Here is a 19,751-nt window from a genome sequence, read left to right as displayed (position 1 = left end):
TTCAAAAAAATCTACTATTCTAGTAAAAGTTTTAAAATTGCCTTTTGAGCATGAAGTCTATTCTCGGCTTCATCAAACACGACTGAATGAGGACCATCAATAATTTCTGCTGTTACCTCTTCTCCTCTGTGTGCAGGTAAGCAATGCAAAAAGATATAATCTGGTTTAGCGTGCTGACAAATTTCCGCATTTACTTGATATGCTGCAAAGTCCTTCAATCTTTTTTCCGTTTCTGCTTCCAGACCCATACTGGTCCAAACATCTGTAACGACAATGTCGGCATCCGTGATAGCTTCTACCGGATTATGTGTAAACGTTATTTTGCTCCCCGTTAATTTGGCAGATTCAATTGCTTTCTCTGTTATCTTTCCATCAGGTAAGTATCCAGGCGGGCTGGCAACCGAAATATGCATTCCAACCTTTGCTGCACCTTCTATTAATGAGTGAGTGACATTATTCTTACCATCCCCTAAATAACACATTTTTAATCCTGCCAATTTCCCTTTGTGCTCTTGAATCGTTAGTAGGTCGGCCATTACTTGTACTGGATGATGTAAATCTGTTAGGCCGTTAACAACCGGTACCGTGGCATGCTCAGCTAGTTCTTCAACGGTGCTGTGTGAAAATGTCCTAATCATCATGCAATCAATATAACGTGATAAAACTTTTGCTGTATCCGAAATACTTTCCCCTCTGCCAAGCTGGAGATCCTTTGAACTCATAAAAATCGCATGGCCTCCTAATTGAAGCATCCCTACCTCAAAGGAAACTCTAGTACGGGTAGAAGCCTTCTCAAAAATCATCCCTAGAACCTTTCCGCTCAAATAAGGATGTGGTTTTCCTTGTTTTTGAAGACTTTTTAATTCCTTCGCTTCCTCTAAAAGATAGAGAATTTCATCAGTCTGTAAATCGGTCAAGGCTAAGAAATCCTTGCCTTTAAATTGTGGCTTCTGTAATACTCCCTTTGCGTTCCATTTAATCACATTTGACATGTTCCACACCACTCTCTTTAATATTGTAATATTCCGTAACTGTCCTTACCTCTGATTGTGTAATCAATTGGGCCTGAAGGCTAATCATTGCCTCAACTGTATCAAGATGAGTAAATACCGGTACATTGTAGCGAGTCGCTTGTTCACGAATGTAAAAACCAAATTTAATTTTATTTCTTCCTTGGTTCGGTATATTAATGACTGCTTGAATCGTATTGTTTTTGAAAAGTTCATTTACATCTTCGTTATCCTTAATAACCTTTTCAATTGTAAATCCTTTTTCTTTAAGGAATCTTGCTGTTCCTTCTGTTGCAATTAGCTTGTAATTCTCATTGACAAACTGCTGGAGAATCGGAAGGCTGGCTGGTTTTTCCCGGTCAGATATCGAACAGAATAGATAGTTCTCTGTTTCACCACTTGTTGCAGGGAAAGCCTTTTCGAGCGCTTCATGGAAGGTTGCTCCTAAACCTAACACTTCACCTGTTGATTTCATTTCCGGCCCTAGTACGTGGTCGACTCCCTTTAATTTACTTCTTGAAAAAATAGGTGCCTTAACCGAATAGTAATTAGGCTCAGTTAATAAACCAGTTTCATTCGATAGAGAATCCAACGATATTCCTAATTGAGCCATTACTGCCCACTCAATCATTGGAATGCCTGTAACCTTGCTCATGATAGGTACCGTACGTGAAGAACGCGGATTTACTTCTAAGACAAGAACTTGATTCTGATAAATCACAAATTGGATATTCATAATGCCAACAATCGGTGAATTTTTGGCAATTTTTTCGGCATAATCAATTAATGTTTCTTTAACCTCATTCGCTAGTGAAATCGGTGGGAAAACACTAATACTATCTCCAGAATGTACGCCAGCTCTTTCGATATGTTCAAAGATACCTGGGACGATTACATTCTTTCCATCACTAATGACATCCACTTCACATTCTAATCCAGGAATATATCGGTCTACTAATAATGGCCACATTTTATCCTGCGAAGAGTTTTCTTCAAGCTGAGTGATATAATAGTTTAATTCTTCTTCTGTAAAAATAGTAAACATCGATTGGCCGCCGATTACATAGGATGGACGAACCAATACTGGATAACCAAGCCTTGCCGCAGCTGCTAGCAATTCATCTTTATGTGATACGGTCTCACCTACAATATGTGGGATGTTTAGACCTTCAAGTAACTGATAAAATTCTTTCCGATCCTCGAAAGTGTCGACATTTTCTACCGTTGTGCCTAAAATCTTTACTCCCTCTTCTTCGAGGTCATGAGCCAAATTAATTGCCGTTTGCCCGCCAAACTGGATTAACACGCCTTCAATCTTCTCTTTTTCAATAACCGTAAGTACATCTTCAGCGGTTAATGGTTCAAAGTAAAGGCGGTCAGCGACTGAGTAATCTGTACTAACTGTTTCAGGGTTATTGTTGATTACGACTGCCTCATAGCCCATCTTCTTAATTGCTTTTGCAGCATGGACAGAGCAGTAATCGAATTCAATTCCTTGACCAATCCGTATTGGTCCTGAACCAAGAACAAGAATCTTCTTACTGTTTGTTTCTTCTACTTCATCCGCCCCGAGCCATGTCGAGTAGTAATAAGGGGTAACCGCATCAAATTCTGCAGAGCAAGTATCAACCATCTTGTAGCCAGGTTTCCAGTTAAGTTCTTTCCATTTACTTCTTATTTGCTTTTCCTCGATGCTGTATATTTGTGAAAGTAACTTATCAGAAATATTATGACGCTTCGCTGTTTTTAATAATGGAAGTGGTACTTCACTCCATGCATAAGCTGCTAATTCCACTTCTAAGTCAACGACCGAATTGATTTTATTTAAAAACCATGAATCGATCTCTGTTACCTGTTTAATTTCCTCTAGGGAAATACCTCTTCTGAATGCTTCAGCTATCATAAATAATCTTTGGTCATTTGGTCTTTCAAGCTTTTCAAATAAGACCTCAGTGTCTACATTTTTATTTGATTCCAGACAAAGTCCATATATATTTAATTCCATTGAACGGATTGCTTTATTTAGTGCCCCTTCAAAGGTACGGTCAATTGCCATTACTTCTCCAGTTGCCTTCATTTGTGTTCCTAAAGTACGGTCTGCTTCTGGAAATTTATCAAATGGAAAACGTGGAAGCTTCACAACAATATAATCAATCGCTGGTTCAAAGGATGCAAAGGTGTTTCCTGTTATAGGGTTCACAATCTCATCTAAATGATAACCAACCGCACATTTAGCTGCCATCCTAGCAATCGGATAACCGGTAGCCTTTGACGCTAATGCAGATGAACGGCTTACCCTTGGATTTACTTCAATAATGCAATATTGATTGGACTCTGGATTAAGAGCAAACTGGATATTGCAGCCGCCGATAATCTCTAATTCTCGTATTACTTTTAAAGAAGAATTCCGTAACATTTGGTACTGGACATCCGTCAAGGTTTGCGATGGAGCAACAACAATGGAGTCACCTGTATGAACGCCAACAGGGTCCATATTTTCCATATTGCAAACAATGATACATGTGTCATTGGCGTCTCTTATGACTTCGTATTCAATTTCCTTCCAGCCTTTAATGCTTCTCTCAACAAGAACTTGATGAATCGGGCTAGCTGCTAAACCCTTTTTTAGAACATTTTCAAGCTCTTCTTCATTATGAGCAAAGCCGCCGCCGTGTCCGCCAAGTGTATAAGCCGGTCGGATAATAACAGGAAAACCTATTTCGTTGACGAACGATACGCCCTCTTCGTACGTATGAATAATCGCAGATTCAGGGATTGGTTCGTCAATCTTTATCATTAAACTGCGGAACCGATCACGGTCCTCGCCATTTTTTATCGATTCTACAGAGGTTCCTAACAACTCTACATTGTATTTTTGAAGAATACCTTTTTCAAAGAGTTCTACCGTTAGATTTAAACCCGTTTGACCGCCTAAAGTTCCAATAATTCCATCAGGCTTTTCTTTTTGAATAATTTTTTCAATGGTTTCTACATTTAATGGTTCGATATATACTTTATCGGCAACACTTTCGTCCGTCATAATCGTTGCTGGATTATTATTGATTAATACTACCTGTATTCCCTCTTCTTTAAGAGCGATACAGGCTTGTGTTCCCGCATAATCAAATTCTGCTGCCTGCCCGATTACAATCGGTCCTGATCCAATTACTAATACTTTTTTTAGGTTTTTATTTAATGGCATAACGTTTATCTCCCACGGAATTTATCTGATAAACAAATTCTTCTAGAATGTATTGGGTGTCACTTGGTCCTGGGTGTGCTTCCGGGTGAAATTGAACGGTTTGAATCGGAAAGCGTCGGTGCTTTAACCCTTCAATCGATTTGTCATTAACGTTACGGTATGTGACTTGGAAAACCTGAGCGTCAATGCTCTCATCAACGACGACATACCCATGATTTTGTGCTGTAATTTTCACCTTACCCGTTGCTAATTCTTTTACTGGATGATTGCCGCCTCGATGTCCGTAGGCAAGTTTTTCCGTTTTTGCTCCATAAGCTAGAGCAATTAACTGATGACCTAGGCAGATACCTAGAGTTGGATAGTGCTGTGTAATCTTTTTGATTTCTGGAAACCATTGTTTCAAGGCCATTGGATCTCCAGGCCCGTTACTTAATAACACACCGTCTGGCTGTAAGGCATTGATTTTTTCAAAAGAGGTATTAAAAGGGACGATGGTAACGGAACAATTTTCATCGAGCAATGCATTCAGTATCGACTTTTTATATCCAAAATCGATTAAGACAACGTGTGGTCCTTCATTTTTGAAAAATTGCATGTTTACAGTTGAAACTTTCTCTACCCAAAATGGTATGGTTTTGTTTTCATCAAAATTTTCTTGTTTAGACTTACTTAAATATCCTTTTACCGTTCCGCGGCTTCGGATCGTTTTGACAAGTAATCTTGTGTCCACGCCTGCAATCCCTGGAACACCTGCCTGCACTAGTTTTTCAGAGAATTTATTAATGGATTGGTAATGGCTTGGTGTTTCACATAAATCTCCAATCACCACTCCTGCTAAGGAAGGGGAAATACATTCATCGTCCATCGCATTGATTCCATAGTTTCCGATAATTGGATAGCAGAATGTTATGAGCTGTCCTGCATAAGAAGGATCTGTAATGATCTCCTGGTAGCCAGTCATACTTGTATTAAATACAACTTCTCCGATAGAATCCTTATTTGCACCTATTAGTACTCCTTCAAAAACTTCCCCTGTTTCCAAAGTAAGATAACCTTGTTCCAAAACACTCACTCGCCTTTCTCTATACCTTGGAATGTTTTTTCCAATGCATGGGTGAATTCATTCATTTCTTCTTTAGTTGCCGTTAATGGCGGTAGCAATCTTACTACATTTGGTCCCGCTGTTAGGATCAACAGTTGATTTTCAATTGCTTTTTGAACAATTTGCGGAGCCTTGTTTCCGACAACGATTCCTTTTAGGAGACCTTTTCCCCTAATTTCTTCTATATAATTGTACTTTTCTTTAAACTTCATTAAGAGTTCATCAAAGTACTCTGAAATTTCATTAACATGATTTAGTAAATTACTTTCAATGATATGGGAAAGAGTTGCGACTCCTGCTGCTGTAGCTAATGGGTTGCCGCCAAAGGTACTTCCGTGAGTACCAGGTTCGAATGCTTTTGCAGCCTTTTCTTTCGCAATGATTGCCCCAATCGGAAATCCTGATCCAAGACCTTTTGCTACGCTAATTACATCCGGCTCAATACCGTATTGTTCGTATGCAAACAGTGTGCCGGTCCTGCCGATCCCTGTTTGAATTTCATCAACCATTAAAAGGATGTCTTTCTCCTTACAGATTTCTGCAATTTTCTTTACCCATTCCGGATTTGCCGGAATGACTCCGCCTTCACCTTGGACAAGTTCTAGTAAAATGGCTGCAGGCTGGAGCGTTTTTAACTGATCAAGTGCTTCTATATCATTAAATGGCAGATAACTAAAGCCTTTGACTAATGGAGAAAATCCCTGTTGGATTTTTTCCTGCCCTGTGGCCGATAATGTTGCCAATGTTCTGCCGTGAAAGGATTGCTGAAAGGTAATGACTTCGAAAGAATCTGTTTCCTTTACTTTCTGTGCGTATCTTCTTGCCAGCTTAATGGCCGCCTCGTTTGCTTCCGCTCCGCTATTGCAAAAGAAAACCTGATCTCCACAGCTATTGGCTGTAAGCAGCGCCGCCAGCTCCTGCTGATTTGGAATGTTGTAAAGGTTTGAACAGTGCCAAAGATTTTGCAGCTGCTCCTCAAGCTTTGCTTTAACCACATCCGGCACATGGCCTAAGTTGCAAGTCGCAATGCCTGAAGTAAAATCTAAATACTTTTTCCCTTGATCGTCCCATACATAGCTTCCTTTCCCCTTAACCAACGTAATAGGAAAGCGGCTATACGTAGCCATTACTGACGAAATAGGGGAAACGGAAGTGTTAATGGTCATTATTCAATCTCCTCTTCTAAAACAATTTTTGTTCCAATATTTTTGCCGTTCACGTAATCTATCAGGCTATTTTTTTCAAATCCATCTATAATACCGACCATCGGAATTTTATGAACTAACCCATCGATTGCGGCTTTGACCTTAGGGATCATCCCGCCGTAGATAGTTTTATCTTCAATCAGTTCTTCCACCTTTGTTTTGGTAACCTTATCAAGTTTAGACTTTTCTCCATTTTTTTCGACTAAGATACCAGGAATATCACTTATAAAACAGAGATTCGCTCCCAGTGCTTTGGCGACCGCACTTGCTGCAACGTCGCCGTTTATATTATAACGCTGTCCATCTGCACCAATCCCGATTGGTGAAACAACAGGTATATGTCCTTGGTTTACGATACCTTCGATAACTGAAGTATTCACTTCAACGACTTCTCCTACAAAACCTAAACTTTCATCTGAAGTCGGAATGGCTTTTAATAAACTCCCATCCACCCCGCTGACACCGAATGAACTTCCGCCTGTTTCAATGATGTTCCGTACAACTTGTTTATTCACAGTTCCGCTTAACACCATTTCTACTATATCCAACACTTCATTATTGGTTACTCTAAGTCCATTTACAAAGGAGGTTTCAACGTTTAAGTTTTTTAATAATTTATTGATAAGTGGACCGCCGCCATGAACAATAATCGGAGTCCATTTCCCTATTTGATGAAGCGAAATCACATCTTCATAAAAGGACCTTGGGAGATTTTCTAACACACTTCCGCCGCACTTAATGACTATATAGTTCATCATAGACCCTCCCACTAGGTGCGGTAGGAAGCATTGATTTTCACATAATCATACGTTAAATCGCAGCCCCACGCTGTTGCACTTTCATCACCTTGATTTAGTTCAACAAGAATTTTAACGGTTTCCAGTTCTAAGTACTCTTTTACTTCTTCTTCTACAAATGAACAAGGCAAGCCATTTTCAAATACCTTGTAAGGGCCAATTGCCACTTTCAATGCATTAGGCTCAACCGGAATTCCTGAATATCCTATGGCTGTAACAATTCTTCCCCAGTTCGGGTCAGTGCCGTAAATAGCTGTTTTTACAAGGTTAGAAGAGATAATTGATTTCCCTACAGCTCTTGCTGCTTCATGGCTGTATGCACCATTTACCTGAACTTCAACAAGCTTAGTAGCCCCTTCACCATCTCTTGCAATTTTTTTCGCAAGCTCTTCACTTACGAGCTTTAAGCCTGCTTTGAATAAATCCCAATCTGGGTGATCTTTTGTTAGCTGGTCATTCCCTGCTAACCCGTTTGCCATGACTAAAACCATGTCATTCGTACTTGTATCTCCATCAACCGTAATCATGTTGAAGGTCTGATTTGTTATTTCTTTAAGGGCAGAAAGCAAATCCTCATGCGCTATATTGGCGTCTGATGTGACGAAACCGAGCATGGTTGCCATATTTGGATGAATCATCCCAGATCCTTTAGCCGCACCGCCAATGCTTACTGTCTTTCCGTCTATTTTCATTTGGACAGCAACCTGCTTAATGCACGTGTCAGTTGTTAATATTGCATTCTTGAAATTTTCTTCTGTTGCATATTTTGTCTGAAGAATTTGATTTATCCCTGTATTTACTTTATCCATCGGTAATAGTTCACCAATAACTCCGGTTGAAGTAACTGCAACAAGGTGTTCCTCGATGCCTAACTCGTTGGCAAATCCTTTTTGCATTTCAAAAGCGTCTAACAATCCCTGTTCCCCTGTGCAGGCGTTGGCATTACCGGAATTGACGATGATAGCCTGAATTTTATTCTCTTTTGCTATACTCTCTTGAGTAACCGAAAGGGGAGCTGCTTGGAAAATGTTTGTTGTATACACGCCAGCAACTGCTGCTGGAACTTCTGATACAATATAACCAAGGTCAAGACGTTTTCTTTTTATCCCGCAATGCATACCCCCAGCCACAAACCCCTTCGGCAGAGTGACACTTCCTTCTTCTAAAACTACAATCTCTTTATTTGAAATGGCTGGCATCAATTTAATTTCCCCCTTGAATGTCTTCATTGTTTGTCAACCCAAGTCTCTATATAACTTTCCATCTATTATTCAATCAATAAATTTATTAAGGATATAATGATATGTCTTCAAGCCCTGTACTTACAGCCCAGCCATTCATTAAATTTGCATTCTGTATCGCCTGCCCTGCTGCACCTTTAACTAAATTGTCAATTACTGAAATCACGGTTAGACGATTCGTTCGCTGGTCAACATGTAATCCGATGTCACAATAATTACTGCCACTAACCTCTTTGGTTGAAGGATAGATTCCCTCTGGCCTAATCCTGACAAATGGATGATTTTCATAAAACTCTTTATACAACGCATTCACTTCACTCGTTGATATTTTCCCAAGTAAATTAACATAGGCTGTTATCATAATTCCTCTAGACATCGGAACTAAATGAGTTGTAAACGAAATCGTTACCAGTCTGTCACTTTCATCTTTAAGAACTTGTTCAATTTCCGGTATATGTTGGTGTGCTCCGAGCTTATATGCTTTTAGATTTTCATTTATTTCAGCGTAGTGTGCTGTTAAAGAAAGACCTCTGCCGGCACCAGATACCCCTGATTTTGCATCTATAATAATAGAATTTGAGTCTGCAAGATTTGCTTTCAAAATTGGCAGCAAACCGAGGCTGGTTGCCGTTGGGTAGCAGCCCGGATTAGCAATGAAAGTGGCACGTTTAATTTCTTCTTCATAAATCTCACTCAATCCATAAACTGCCTTACTTAAGTATTCCTCATCTGGTGCTGAATGCTTATACCAGGTTTCATATTCATTTTGGGACCTTAGCCGGAAATCTCCTGAAAGGTCGATTACTTTAATACCCTTATCTACAAGCTGCGGCGCCATCTTACTACTGACGCCTGACGGTGTAGCTAAAAATACAATATCATTCTCTTTTGCTAATCTAACCGGATCATAGCTTTCAAATGGTTGATTTATTATTTCAGTAAGGTGTGGGTAGGATTCGCTAATTTCGTTCCCAGCCTGAGAGTTGGAAACAACTGAACCAACTGTCAAATGTGGATGCTTGTTTATAAGCCTTATTAACTCTATTGCCCCATATCCCGTTCCACCGATAATTGCAGCCCTCATTTTCCCCACTCCTAAGTCTCTTATATAATGAATTATTATACATACTTAGTAATATTTATTCAAGAAATAAATTGCCTAATTTTCAGTTTTTATTGAACTTTTTTTACTTTTATATTTGGAAACGCTTTCATTCAACTGTGTATGAATATACAAATATTATGCATAGTTTATTCATGTCGCAACTTCTTTGAAAAAGATGTTTTTTATGAGAGTTAATGGTAAATACTGTTAGAGATGAGTAAGGAGGTATGTCGACTGTTAACTACAACATTAACTTTTCATATAGAAGTTGATTTTGCCAAATATGACTTGCCTTTTCTAAAGAAGAGGTCGGATAGCCACTATGAAATCTATCTTGACAATTCTGATAAGGCACTAGGCGATGTCCATATCGCCAAGAACGGGGTTAAGCTTGAGTATTCAAGTGAATTATTGTTAGAGGAATATATCATTATTCATGACTTAATCTCTCGACTGCGAGAAGGAAATGATGTGGTCGTCGATGATTCGAAGAGCTTTTTAGGTTATTTGTCTGATGGAGAACCTGCATATATGATAAAAAATTGGGAGCCTTGGATCGAGTACCTTCAGAGCTCGATGAAAAATTGTCTTTAAACAAGGCTCTTTTCTCAAATGTTGTTGCTTTATAAAAGTAAAAACGATTTATTTGGCCGAATTTCATTGTGAATAGCCTAAATTATTGAGAAAAGAGCCTTCAAACTTAGTTCTATAGCTCAAAACAGCTTATTCCACGTTAAAATCGGCTTTAAGATTTTAACAACAATTTTTACGAAAACAGCATTAAACAAATAGAGGTGGGAGTATGTTATCTGGAAAAGTTATTTCGGTGATCTCGGGTAAAGGCGGGGTCGGTAAGTCTACTGTATCTACGAATCTTGCAGTATCCCTAGCAAGACAGGGAAAAGCGGTAGGATTAATTGATTTTGATATATATGGAAGCAGCATTCCGAACATGATGAATATTAGTTTTGGTCCGAAATCGATGAATAATAAAATCATTCCTGTTGAATCCCATGGTGTAAAAATCATGTCAATGGGTTTTATCGTTAAAAATAATGATCCAGTAGTTTGGCGTGGTCCTATGCTCGGAAAAGTCATCAACCAATTTATTAATGAAGTGATTTGGGGTCCTCTGGATTACTGCATAATCGATATGCCTCCTGGGACAGGTGATGTTGCCATGGACGTGAACCGCCTGATTCCAAGCTCCAATCAGATTGTTGTCACAACTCCACATCCAACAGCCTCACATGTTGCAGAACGTGCAGGTAAAATGGCGGCAATCAATAATCATAATATCTTAGGTATCGTCGAAAATATGGCATATTTTCAGCCGCCAGATCTCGAACAAAAGTATTATCTTTTCGGTAAAGGCGGTTCGGAGCAGCTAGCATCAAAATTAGGGACAAATCTCATTGCCCAGCTGCCCATATTAGCTCCAAAAGAAGATGATTATGAACCTTCTATCTATAAACGAGGTTCCTTGCTATTTGATAAATACAACGAATTAGCTGATACAGTACAGAATTCAATTGCCTAAAAAAATAGTGGTGTCCCGATAACGGGGCACCACTATTTTATTTACCTAAAATATCGCCTTTATATCCTTGTAATATTCCATGTATCTTTTGTTTGTCATCTGCACTAAACCCATTCTCATCTAGTGTAGCGATGAAATTCCCGACCATTGCTTCAAAATGTTCATCATTGATTGGGATATCTTTATGTGCGTTTGCTATCTGTTCATTGCTATATTTTCCTTCGCCCAATCCATGCTGTAAAAATGTCTGCGGGTGATGCTGAATTCTCTCCTGATCATGATCCTTAAAAAATTTGCTCATCAAATCATCTGCATGAATTTTATGAAAGAAATCTTTTACGACAGATGTTATTTTTTCATCATTCATTTGCAACCCTTTCGTCCTCCTTTAATGATCCATTACTTTGTCCACTCTTCTAAAGAATAGATACGTTATCAGTGTCAAAACAAACATAAAGCCTAAGGCCAATACATAATAGAAAAGATTGTCGTAATGACCTGCTAGATACTCCTCTACCATGTATTGAATAAGGATAATTTGCACGGTCAGCAGACTCATAAAAACCCACCATGCCATTTTCATAAAACCCGCCTCCTAATGCTGAGCCTGAGTGATTCCAACAGCGTAGATTTTTTTACCTTTAAATTTCAACTTAATGGACGGAAGCGCCCTCGGCGGCGGTCCTGCTAGAACGGACCCATCCTCCACATTAAAGAAGCCATTATGGCACGGGCAGGTTAACTTCCCAGTATCCTTTTCCCAATAAACCGGACACATCAAATGTGTACATTTACTGTTATATGCCCTATATTCCTTTTCAGAGATTCTAACCAGTATCGCAGAATCATTCTCATCAGGATAATAGAATGAAACACTCTGTCCAACAGCGATATCTTTTTCATTTACAATAAACACCTCAGAATCATGGGCTTCTTCTTCGCGATTTTTCGATAATGCCATTAAAGGGGTTGAACTTACAAATAATACGCCCATAAACGATAAGGAAGAGGCGATAAAACCTCTTCTATTTAATTCTAATTCTTTATCTCTTCTGATATTAAAAGACAACTTTCGAAGAAATCCCTCTATTTTCTTCATGATTGAACACCATCGCCTTCTCTGAATCCATATCTATTTGTTTCCGTATCCGGCATTCCAATTACAGTCCTTGTTTCAATCACTGTACCGCCAAAATCCCACTTAAACTGAACTTCCTTAGGTGGTTCTGCTTTAATTTCGTGTTCATCCACAAAACGAATCGTATCTGTCGGACAAACACTGGCACACATTGGCGGTCTTCCTTTAGAAGTCCGGTCATAACACATATCACACTTGTACATTACTTTTTTCACATCATCCACTCTTGGAATTCCAAATGGACAAGCGTATGTACAGTTTTTACAGCCAATGCATTTTTCTAATGAGGCAGATAATACCGTTCCATCATCTGCAATTGCAATGGCTTGAACAGGGCAAGATTCCGCGCATGCTGGTGTTACACAGTGCATACAGGGAGTTGGCGAGGCTGCCACCGTTTCTCCTGGATTCAACTCATCAACAAACATCCTCGATAAATGGTCATGCCCGCTGCATTCTTCACATCCAATGACACAAGCTCGGCAGCCAATACATCTTTCGTAATCAATATATAAAACCTTAGCCAAGCTTTTCACCTGCCTGCTGTGCAATCTTTTCTAATTTGACTGCGCAAACCTTGAATTCTGGTATTTTCGATTTCGGTTCTAATGCGGGGTTTGTCAAATGATTGATTGCCAAGGATTTACCCCAGTGATAGGGAACGAATACCATGTCCTCTCTCGTTATTTTTGTAACTCTTGCTGGGAGTTCGATACTTCCCCTTGGGCTTGATACCTTTACGGGTTCTCCATGTTCGATGTTATATTTTTTCGCTAAGTTAGGGTGAATTTCCACATATGGATCTGGACATAAATTACGCAGAGCCTCAATCCTCCTTGTTTGATTCCCACTTAAATAGTGAAATACAACTCGTCCAGTCGATAAAATGATTGGGTATTCTTTACTCGTTTTCTCATTTGGACCTTTATGTTCAAATGCTAGGATTCTTGCTTTTCCATCAGGGAAATTAAATTTCAAATCCTCAAATAATCTTGGTAACCCTTCCGATTCCACTGTTGGACAAGGCCAGAAAACCCCCTGCATTTTATCAAGCTTTTCATAGGTGATTCCGTAATAATCTGCGGTCCCGCCTTTACTTGCAACCCGAAGCTCATTAAAGATATCCTCTGGTGAATTAAATTGGAAGTATTGCCCCCTGCCAAGTCGTTCCGCAATTTCACAAATTACCTTCCAGTCCCGTTTTGTTTCACCAGGTGTACGATCAATACCTTTCACTCGTAATACCCGTCCTTCAACATTCGTCATGGTTCCATTGTCTTCAATCCAAACGGTCGAAGGAAGAACAACATCCGCTAGCTCTGCCGATTCCGATAAAAAGAAATCCATGCAAACAAAAAAGTCTAAACTCTTTAGATACTCACCCACATCACCCACTGTTGGGGAGGATACAATCGGATTGCTGCAGATTAATAACAATCCCTTAATTTCTTTTCCTAGTGCTTGAAGCATTTCAAAGGCCGATAATCCCGGTCCTGGAATTTCGGATTCATCGACACCCCACACACCAGAAATATATTCTCGTGCTTTCGGGTCGGTGATTTTTCGGAACCCAGGCAGCTGGTCTGTTTTTTGTCCGTGTTCCCTGCCGCCTTGTCCATTCCCCTGACCTGTGAAGGTTGCAACCCCAGAACCCTTTTTACCCATTTTCCCTGTTACTAAACAAAGATTCACATAGTTTGAAACGGAATCTGTACCTGTTGCATGCTGCTCAACCCCGCGTGCGAACATGGTCATCCCGGTTTTTGCCTGACCGAATAGTCGAGCAGCTGTTATGATTTTGTCAACCGCAACACCTGTAATCTGAGAAACATGGGCAGGTGTATATTTCTTAACTAGTTCCTTTAATTCTTCATAACCAGTTGTGTGGTTTTGAATAAAGTCATGGTCAACTAAATCTTCTTCAATCATGACATGCAGTAAGCCATTCGCTATCGCCACATCGGTTCCTGGCCGAATATCTAGATGGACATCTGCTACAAGTGCTGTTTTCGTTTGTCTAGGGTCGACGACAATTAATTTTGCTCCGCGGTCTCTAGCACCCCATATATATGGCATCGATAACGGGTGACACTCAGCTGTGTTAGAGCCTGCAATCAACAATACATCTGCAAACTTTATGTCAGACCAAGGATTGGTTGATCCTCTATCAATGCCGATACTTTGGTTGAAGCCGACAGATGCCGATGACATACAATAGCGTCCGTTATAATCAATATTCTTTGTTCCAAGTCCAATCCGTGCGAACTTACCCATTAAGTAACATTTTTCATTTGTCATCGAGGAGCCGCTATAAATTCCAAAGGCATCTTTTCCATACTTGCCTTGAATTTCTTGGATTTTCGATACAATCAAATCCATTGCTTCATCCCATGTAGCTTGTTCTAGCTTTCCATTTTTTCGAATAAGCGGGTGCTTAAGACGTTCCACATGCTCTGCCTGCCGGTAAGCACTTACTCCCTTTGGACAAAGCCTGCCCCCATTCATTGGAAAATCATATCTAGGCTCCACACCGAGGACCGATTGATCCTCTTTGTTGACGCGAATATTCATCCCGCATTGCATCCCGCAGAAGCAGCAATGTGTAGAAATCAGTTCCTCGCCGTCTCGTAAAATCGCATCGTAATCTCTTTGCGCGTAGTCTTTATTTTGTGCATGACCCATCTATTGATCTCCTCCCTTCTTTAATTGAAGTCCGTTTTTCTCATTACTTTCTAACACGATGTTCGCTTTACGGAAATGAACTTTAGCACCATAGGCACTCAATCTATGACTAACTCTCCGGCACTGTGAACATAAGTCTGAAAAATGAAGCGTTGTATGATCAATCGGAACAGACAAATGTCTTTTTTCCAAAGCTAATTGAACATCCTTGATTTGTGTAGCCGTCGCATATTCTATTCCACATCTAGCACATTGTTTTTGTTCTCCCATCGCATGGTACATCGGTACCATTACCGCTAAGAATCGAAGTGGTAAATGCCAGAACTTGCTGAAAGGAAAATATAAAAGAAAAACGATGACGGTAACTTGGTGCGCAATCGCAATTCCTAAGTAGAAAGCCCCCTCCATCCACAAGGCTGACACGGTTAATAAAGAGCCAGTTATTGAGATTGCTATTAGTAGAAAGAGTGGAAAGAAATCATATTCTTTTGATTGTTCAACGATCTTTTTCTCGTCTGTAACTCTTCGATACAGCGCCATACCGCAGCCAATAATGACAGCAATTCCTGTCCAATTTAAACCGTGGTAAATGGCAATAGCGAGAAGTGAGTCAACCCCCATTCGAAACATTGGAATCCCAAAAACCACTGCCGCATAGGTTTTAGGCTCAACTAATTCAAAATGAAGCCAATTAAGTACAAGGGAAAAGGTAATCGCAAATGAGAATATGACTCCCCAAGAAATGAACATGTGCTGTGCCCAGCGATAGACAGACCGATTTCTTATAAACCTTTGTTCTCCGATATTGGTGTACAAAGTCTTAAAGACAAATGCAAGCCCTTTAGCACTAAACATCATTTTGAAGCCTTGCTTCCACAGCCTTCTAGTTGGAGGACGTAAGGTCCACGAGGTGATTCTGATTGTCAGCAGCACGAAGCACAAAACAGTTGCCCATAAATATCCGTATAAGGCCATATCGAAATATCCAAATTGTTCTGATCCAATATAGACAGAAAAAAATACAATCACTAACACAATAAAAACATTTCGTGCTGATTTCTTTGAAAAAAGCAGTGAATCTTCTTCATATGGATAAAAGTTCATATGCTAAACTCCTTTACTCTTTATCTTGTTTAGTATGCCAAGGGTATGTAAAAAAATTCCCAGTAATTTAACATATAAAGGGAAAGGTAATTCGACTATGGTAGAATAAAAAGTAAAAAGATTATACATAGAGGGACGTGGATTAGATGGGGAAAAGAAAGAAAATTTTTATGGTTATAGGTGTGCTTACACTCAGTGTATTACTTTACTTCGCTATCTTACATTTTAAGATTAGGGACCACATAAATAGTGATGTACCTTTGGATGCTGACTATATCATTATTCTTGGGGCGCGTGTTAAAGGTGAAATTCCTTCACTGGCACTTCAATATCGGATTGATGCTGCAGCAAAATACATGAAGAAAAATAAAGAAACCATTGCGATTGCATCGGGAGGACAAGGACCAGGAGAGGATATTACAGAGGCAGAAGCGATTAAAAGAGGATTACTTCAACATGGGGTAGATGGTAATAGAATATTACTAGAAGATAAATCAACTGACACAGTTGAAAACATCACTTTTTCAAAAAAGCTTATTCCGGATCATCTCGAAACTGGATTGCTCGTGACCAACGATTTTCATCTTTATCGTTCCAAGTCCATAGCAAAAGACCAAGGATTGAGCTTACAAGGGATTCCTGCTGAAACTCCGACCGTAGCCATTCCAAAATCATACGCTAGGGAGTATCTCGCGATAACTAAATATTATCTAGTAACATTCTTCAAAAAATAGAAACCGGCCAATACAACATTAGCCGGTTTTTTAGTCATTATAAATTTGATAATTTATTTCTTCCCTTTTCCTTTGCTTCATATAAAGCAAGGTCAGTGTTTTTAAATAGTGTTTTTTTCTTTTATGTCAAATTGGTTGTAAAATGAAATTGCGGTGCCTTTCATTCTTTGTATTTCTTTTTCTTTCTCTCTTTGTTCTGTTAGATTACGAACAATTGCTAACAAATGGGTACACTCACCGTCATGATTGAACACTGGTGTTATCGTCGATTCACAATAAATGATTTCCTTATTTTCGGAACCGTTTTGGGATTGTGTTGAAACACTAACCCTGTCTTCATATACGATTGGCTTTTTCTTCTCCATTGCCTCTTCATATTTTCCCTTAATAATTTGATAAGCATTTATTGGCAGAACCACTTCTATAGGCTTTCCAAACGATTCATTTGTTAATCCGTAAAGATCTTTAGCGGGTTTATTTAAAAGAACGTAGCTAAACGTTTTATCACTATTTACTTTTGTCAAATAAACTAGATCAGTCATATTATTAAACAACTGAAAGAACAGGTCTAGCCTATTTAACATCTCTAAATTGAATTTTTCAACCATTAAACTAAACCCTTTCATAATCAATTATACTTTCAATTCGCTTATCTCTGTTGTAAGCAAAGCTTTTTCTCCCTCATCGAGATCAAATTCTAAGCTATACTGGTACCGATTAGCATTAAGTTCATCTTTCCATAAAATTCTACCTTCTACACTTAATGGCTGATGAAATGCATTCGTTTCAATTGTAAGTTTTAGATTTTTTAATACAGGAAGTTGAAGTTTAGTCGAAAACCGCAAACCCCCAATTCCGATATTTTCAATTACAACACATGTATCTCCTAAAAGAATGGGAACTCCATCAATTTGAGTTATGACCATTTTTGCTTTAATAGGTTTTGGTATATCAATCCTATAAGTCTCCATTTTTTCCGGAACTTTATTATGCTTTTCAATATTTCTTATTATTTGCATGTGATCATTTGAGAGAAGTTCCATAAAGCCTTCCGCTTCCAAAGGCTTGCTAAACAAAAACCCTTGAATAACATCACATTGATGTTGTAATAAAAAGGCGAGCTGTTCTTCAGTTTCTACTCCTTCAGCTACTACCTTCATATTTAAATCGTGTGCTAAATGAAGAATTGATTTTACTATGGCTTCATCGTCTGAACATGATTGGATGCCATTAATAAACGACCGATCAATTTTCAAGAAGTCCACTTTAAATTTTTTCAAATAACTTATCGAAGAATATCCTGTACCGAAGTCATCTAGAGAAATAGTAATCCCTATTTCTTTCAATAAATTAATCATTGCCAAAGACTTTTCCTCATTTTGAATGATAGATGTCTCCGTGATTTCAAATTCTAACCATTTGGTCTCTACGTTAGTTTCATCAAGAATCTTTACTAATTTTGTAACTAGATCATCCTTTAAGAAACGCTTAGCACTAATATTAATGGAAACAGGAACAATTGGTTTCCCCTCTATTTTCCACTGATTAATCTGCTTACACACTGTAGATAGAACCCAATCTCCTAATTCAAATATTATATTTGTTTCTTCTGCTAAAGGTATAAATTCAGCTGGGCTAAGCATCCCCCACTCTGGATGATTCCAACGAATAAGGGCTTCTGCCCCAATGGTTTGTCTTGTCTTGGGATCAACCTTAGGTTGATAATGGAGGATGAACTCCTTATCAAAAACGGCGCTCCGTAAATCATTTTCCAAAACAAATTGTTTATAGGATTCAATATTCATAGATGGGCTGTACAACTGTGAATTGTTCTTCCCCATCACTTTTGCTCGATAAAGCGCCACATCGGTATTGGCTAATAATTCAGAAACAGTTTGACCATCCTGCGGATAGATTCCTATTCCTATACTGGTTGTAATATGCAGGTCATACTCATTTACCTTAAAATATCTTTCAATATCTATTATAATGCTTGAGGCTATGGTGATGGTTTCATTAGCGTCACCGAGCTGGTTTAGAATGATCGCAAATTCATCTCCGCCAAGTCTCGCTAAATGGTCATGTGGTCTAAGACGTTTGCTCAATCTATTTGAAACTTTCTTAAGGAGCTCGTCCCCCACCGAATGCCCTAAAGTATCATTAACAAACTTAAAGCGATCCAAGTCTAAATATAGCAAAGCGAATTTTTCTGCTTTTTCTTTTTTGTTAATGATTGTTTTTTCCAATTCTTCCTCGAACTTGCGCCTGTTAGGTAATCCCGTTAAATAATCGTGATAAGCGTAAAAATTTATTTTTTCATCCTCTAGTTTCTTTTTACTTATATCAGTAATTAATCCATCTAGTCGCACCAATTCCCCTTCAGAATTTAAGACTGGGAAAGTCCTTGCATCAATCCACTTCACATTCCCCATTACATCCATTATCCTGTACTGATATTGACATGGAATCCCATTTCTAAGCTCAATTTGGTTCATCTTAAACTCTGCTCTATCCTCAGGATGGATAAGTTCTTTCCAATTTCGAAACCCTTTTTTAAAATCTAGAGGATTCATACCCGAAATCGTTTCGATGGCTTTTGATACGTAAAGCAATTTATGCTGCCGAATGTCCCACGACCAAACACCAACATCGAGACTATTAAAAATATGATGAAATTGTACTTCATTTTCCTTTAGCCTAGCCTCAGTAAGTTTTAATTCAGTAATATCCTTCGCAATCCCGTAGACTCCTACTATTTTCCCATTTGAGAACATCGGAATATTGGTAATCTGTAGGTCTACATAATGTCCATCCTAGAAATGCTAATTTAAATATGTACAATCATGCTTGAATAAAGATGTACAAAATTGATTGGTCAATTCATACTAATC

18 protein-coding genes are annotated in these 19,751 nt (G+C 38.8%); 3 read left to right on the top strand and 15 right to left on the bottom strand.

Translation table 11 applies throughout. The annotated features are described in order from the left end of the window. Window positions 1-14: 14 nt before the first annotated feature. The 7 genes from argF to argC all read right to left on the bottom strand — a co-directional run bounded on the left by argF (window position 15) and on the right by argC (window position 9,641). On the bottom strand, window positions 15-992 hold the full coding sequence (gene argF, locus MLOOGBEN_RS27335) for an ornithine carbamoyltransferase (RefSeq protein WP_179161410.1): 978 nt from the start codon (window positions 990-992) through the stop codon (window positions 15-17). Continuing rightward, the gene (gene carB, locus MLOOGBEN_RS27330) at window positions 976-4,212 is read right to left on the bottom strand and encodes a carbamoyl-phosphate synthase (glutamine-hydrolyzing) large subunit (protein WP_179161409.1); all 3,237 of its coding nucleotides are present in this window, start codon (window positions 4,210-4,212) and stop codon (window positions 976-978) included. The genes argF and carB overlap by 17 nt, the downstream gene beginning before the upstream one ends. Beyond that, entirely contained in the window at window positions 4,199-5,275 is a 1,077-nt protein-coding gene (locus tag MLOOGBEN_RS27325; protein ID WP_179161443.1) for a carbamoyl phosphate synthase small subunit, read from the bottom strand. The genes carB and MLOOGBEN_RS27325 overlap by 14 nt, the downstream gene beginning before the upstream one ends. Window positions 5,276-5,280: 5 nt before the next feature. After that, window positions 5,281-6,480 (bottom strand): acetylornithine transaminase, encoded by a 1,200-nt coding sequence (locus MLOOGBEN_RS27320; protein ID WP_179161408.1) that lies wholly within the window; start codon window positions 6,478-6,480, stop codon window positions 5,281-5,283. After that, window positions 6,480-7,274, bottom strand: a complete 795-nt coding sequence (gene argB, locus MLOOGBEN_RS27315; RefSeq protein WP_179161407.1) for an acetylglutamate kinase — start codon at window positions 7,272-7,274, stop codon at window positions 6,480-6,482. Before argB ends, MLOOGBEN_RS27320 begins: the two co-directional genes overlap by 1 nt. Before the next feature lie 14 nt (window positions 7,275-7,288). Continuing rightward, window positions 7,289-8,515: a bifunctional ornithine acetyltransferase/N-acetylglutamate synthase gene (gene argJ / locus MLOOGBEN_RS27310; protein WP_179161442.1), complete on the bottom strand. Its 1,227-nt coding sequence runs from the start codon at window positions 8,513-8,515 to the stop codon at window positions 7,289-7,291. A gap of 88 nt (window positions 8,516-8,603) precedes the next feature. Then, complete coding sequence (gene argC / locus MLOOGBEN_RS27305; protein ID WP_179161406.1) at window positions 8,604-9,641, bottom strand: N-acetyl-gamma-glutamyl-phosphate reductase; 1,038 nt, start codon at window positions 9,639-9,641, stop codon at window positions 8,604-8,606. A gap of 234 nt (window positions 9,642-9,875) precedes the next feature. Here argC and MLOOGBEN_RS27300 point away from each other — a divergent pair, with 234 nt between their 5' ends. Beyond that, window positions 9,876-10,256 carry a hypothetical protein gene (locus tag MLOOGBEN_RS27300; protein WP_179161405.1) on the top strand — a complete coding sequence of 127 codons (381 nt, stop codon included), beginning with the start codon at window positions 9,876-9,878 and terminating at the stop codon, window positions 10,254-10,256. Window positions 10,257-10,464: 208 nt separating this feature from the next. Continuing rightward, entirely contained in the window at window positions 10,465-11,202 is a 738-nt protein-coding gene (locus MLOOGBEN_RS27295) for an Mrp/NBP35 family ATP-binding protein (RefSeq protein ID WP_179161404.1), read from the top strand. A 37-nt stretch (window positions 11,203-11,239) separates the two neighbouring features. Here the strand turns inward: MLOOGBEN_RS27295 and MLOOGBEN_RS27290 are convergent, their stop codons facing one another. Genes MLOOGBEN_RS27290 through MLOOGBEN_RS27265 form a run of 6 tightly spaced genes read right to left on the bottom strand, consistent with a single transcriptional unit; the run spans window position 11,240 to window position 16,126 of the window. Beyond that, the gene (locus tag MLOOGBEN_RS27290) at window positions 11,240-11,569 is read right to left on the bottom strand and encodes a group I truncated hemoglobin (protein WP_256989296.1); all 330 of its coding nucleotides are present in this window, start codon (window positions 11,567-11,569) and stop codon (window positions 11,240-11,242) included. Window positions 11,570-11,590: 21 nt separating this feature from the next. After that, a complete protein-coding gene (locus tag MLOOGBEN_RS27285; RefSeq protein WP_179161402.1) occupies window positions 11,591-11,785 on the bottom strand; it encodes a hypothetical protein in 195 nt (64 codons plus the stop codon). A gap of 12 nt (window positions 11,786-11,797) precedes the next feature. Continuing rightward, a complete protein-coding gene (locus MLOOGBEN_RS27280; protein ID WP_179161401.1) occupies window positions 11,798-12,301 on the bottom strand; it encodes a QcrA and Rieske domain-containing protein in 504 nt (167 codons plus the stop codon). Then, window positions 12,298-12,867, bottom strand: a complete 570-nt coding sequence (locus tag MLOOGBEN_RS27275; RefSeq protein ID WP_179161400.1) for a 4Fe-4S dicluster domain-containing protein — start codon at window positions 12,865-12,867, stop codon at window positions 12,298-12,300. The genes MLOOGBEN_RS27280 and MLOOGBEN_RS27275 overlap by 4 nt, the downstream gene beginning before the upstream one ends. Then, window positions 12,860-15,022, bottom strand: coding sequence for a formate dehydrogenase subunit alpha (fdhF, locus tag MLOOGBEN_RS27270; RefSeq protein WP_179161399.1), 2,163 nt, complete (start codon window positions 15,020-15,022; stop codon window positions 12,860-12,862). The genes MLOOGBEN_RS27275 and fdhF overlap by 8 nt, the downstream gene beginning before the upstream one ends. Then, window positions 15,023-16,126 carry an MFS transporter gene (locus tag MLOOGBEN_RS27265; RefSeq protein WP_179161398.1) on the bottom strand — a complete coding sequence of 368 codons (1,104 nt, stop codon included), beginning with the start codon at window positions 16,124-16,126 and terminating at the stop codon, window positions 15,023-15,025. It lies immediately after the preceding gene. A 146-nt stretch (window positions 16,127-16,272) separates the two neighbouring features. Between MLOOGBEN_RS27265 and MLOOGBEN_RS27260 the strand changes: the two genes are divergently transcribed. Continuing rightward, complete coding sequence (locus MLOOGBEN_RS27260) at window positions 16,273-16,860, top strand: YdcF family protein (protein WP_179161397.1); 588 nt, start codon at window positions 16,273-16,275, stop codon at window positions 16,858-16,860. Between the two features lie 101 nt (window positions 16,861-16,961). Here MLOOGBEN_RS27260 and MLOOGBEN_RS27255 read toward each other — a convergent pair whose 3' ends face one another. Both MLOOGBEN_RS27255 and MLOOGBEN_RS27250 read right to left on the bottom strand, forming a co-directional pair. After that, the gene (locus tag MLOOGBEN_RS27255) at window positions 16,962-17,486 is read right to left on the bottom strand and encodes a PAS domain-containing protein (protein ID WP_218781353.1); all 525 of its coding nucleotides are present in this window, start codon (window positions 17,484-17,486) and stop codon (window positions 16,962-16,964) included. A gap of 6 nt (window positions 17,487-17,492) precedes the next feature. Then, window positions 17,493-19,634 (bottom strand): EAL domain-containing protein, encoded by a 2,142-nt coding sequence (locus MLOOGBEN_RS27250; protein WP_179161395.1) that lies wholly within the window; start codon window positions 19,632-19,634, stop codon window positions 17,493-17,495. Window positions 19,635-19,751: the final 117 nt, after the last annotated feature.

Origin of the sequence: Bacillus sp. EB106-08-02-XG196 (genome assembly GCF_013396335.1) — a bacterium.
GTDB lineage: Bacteria > Bacillota > Bacilli > Bacillales > Cytobacillaceae > Neobacillus.
Note: the sequence above shows the minus strand (reverse complement) of the source record. Positions and strands in the feature narration are given on the sequence as shown.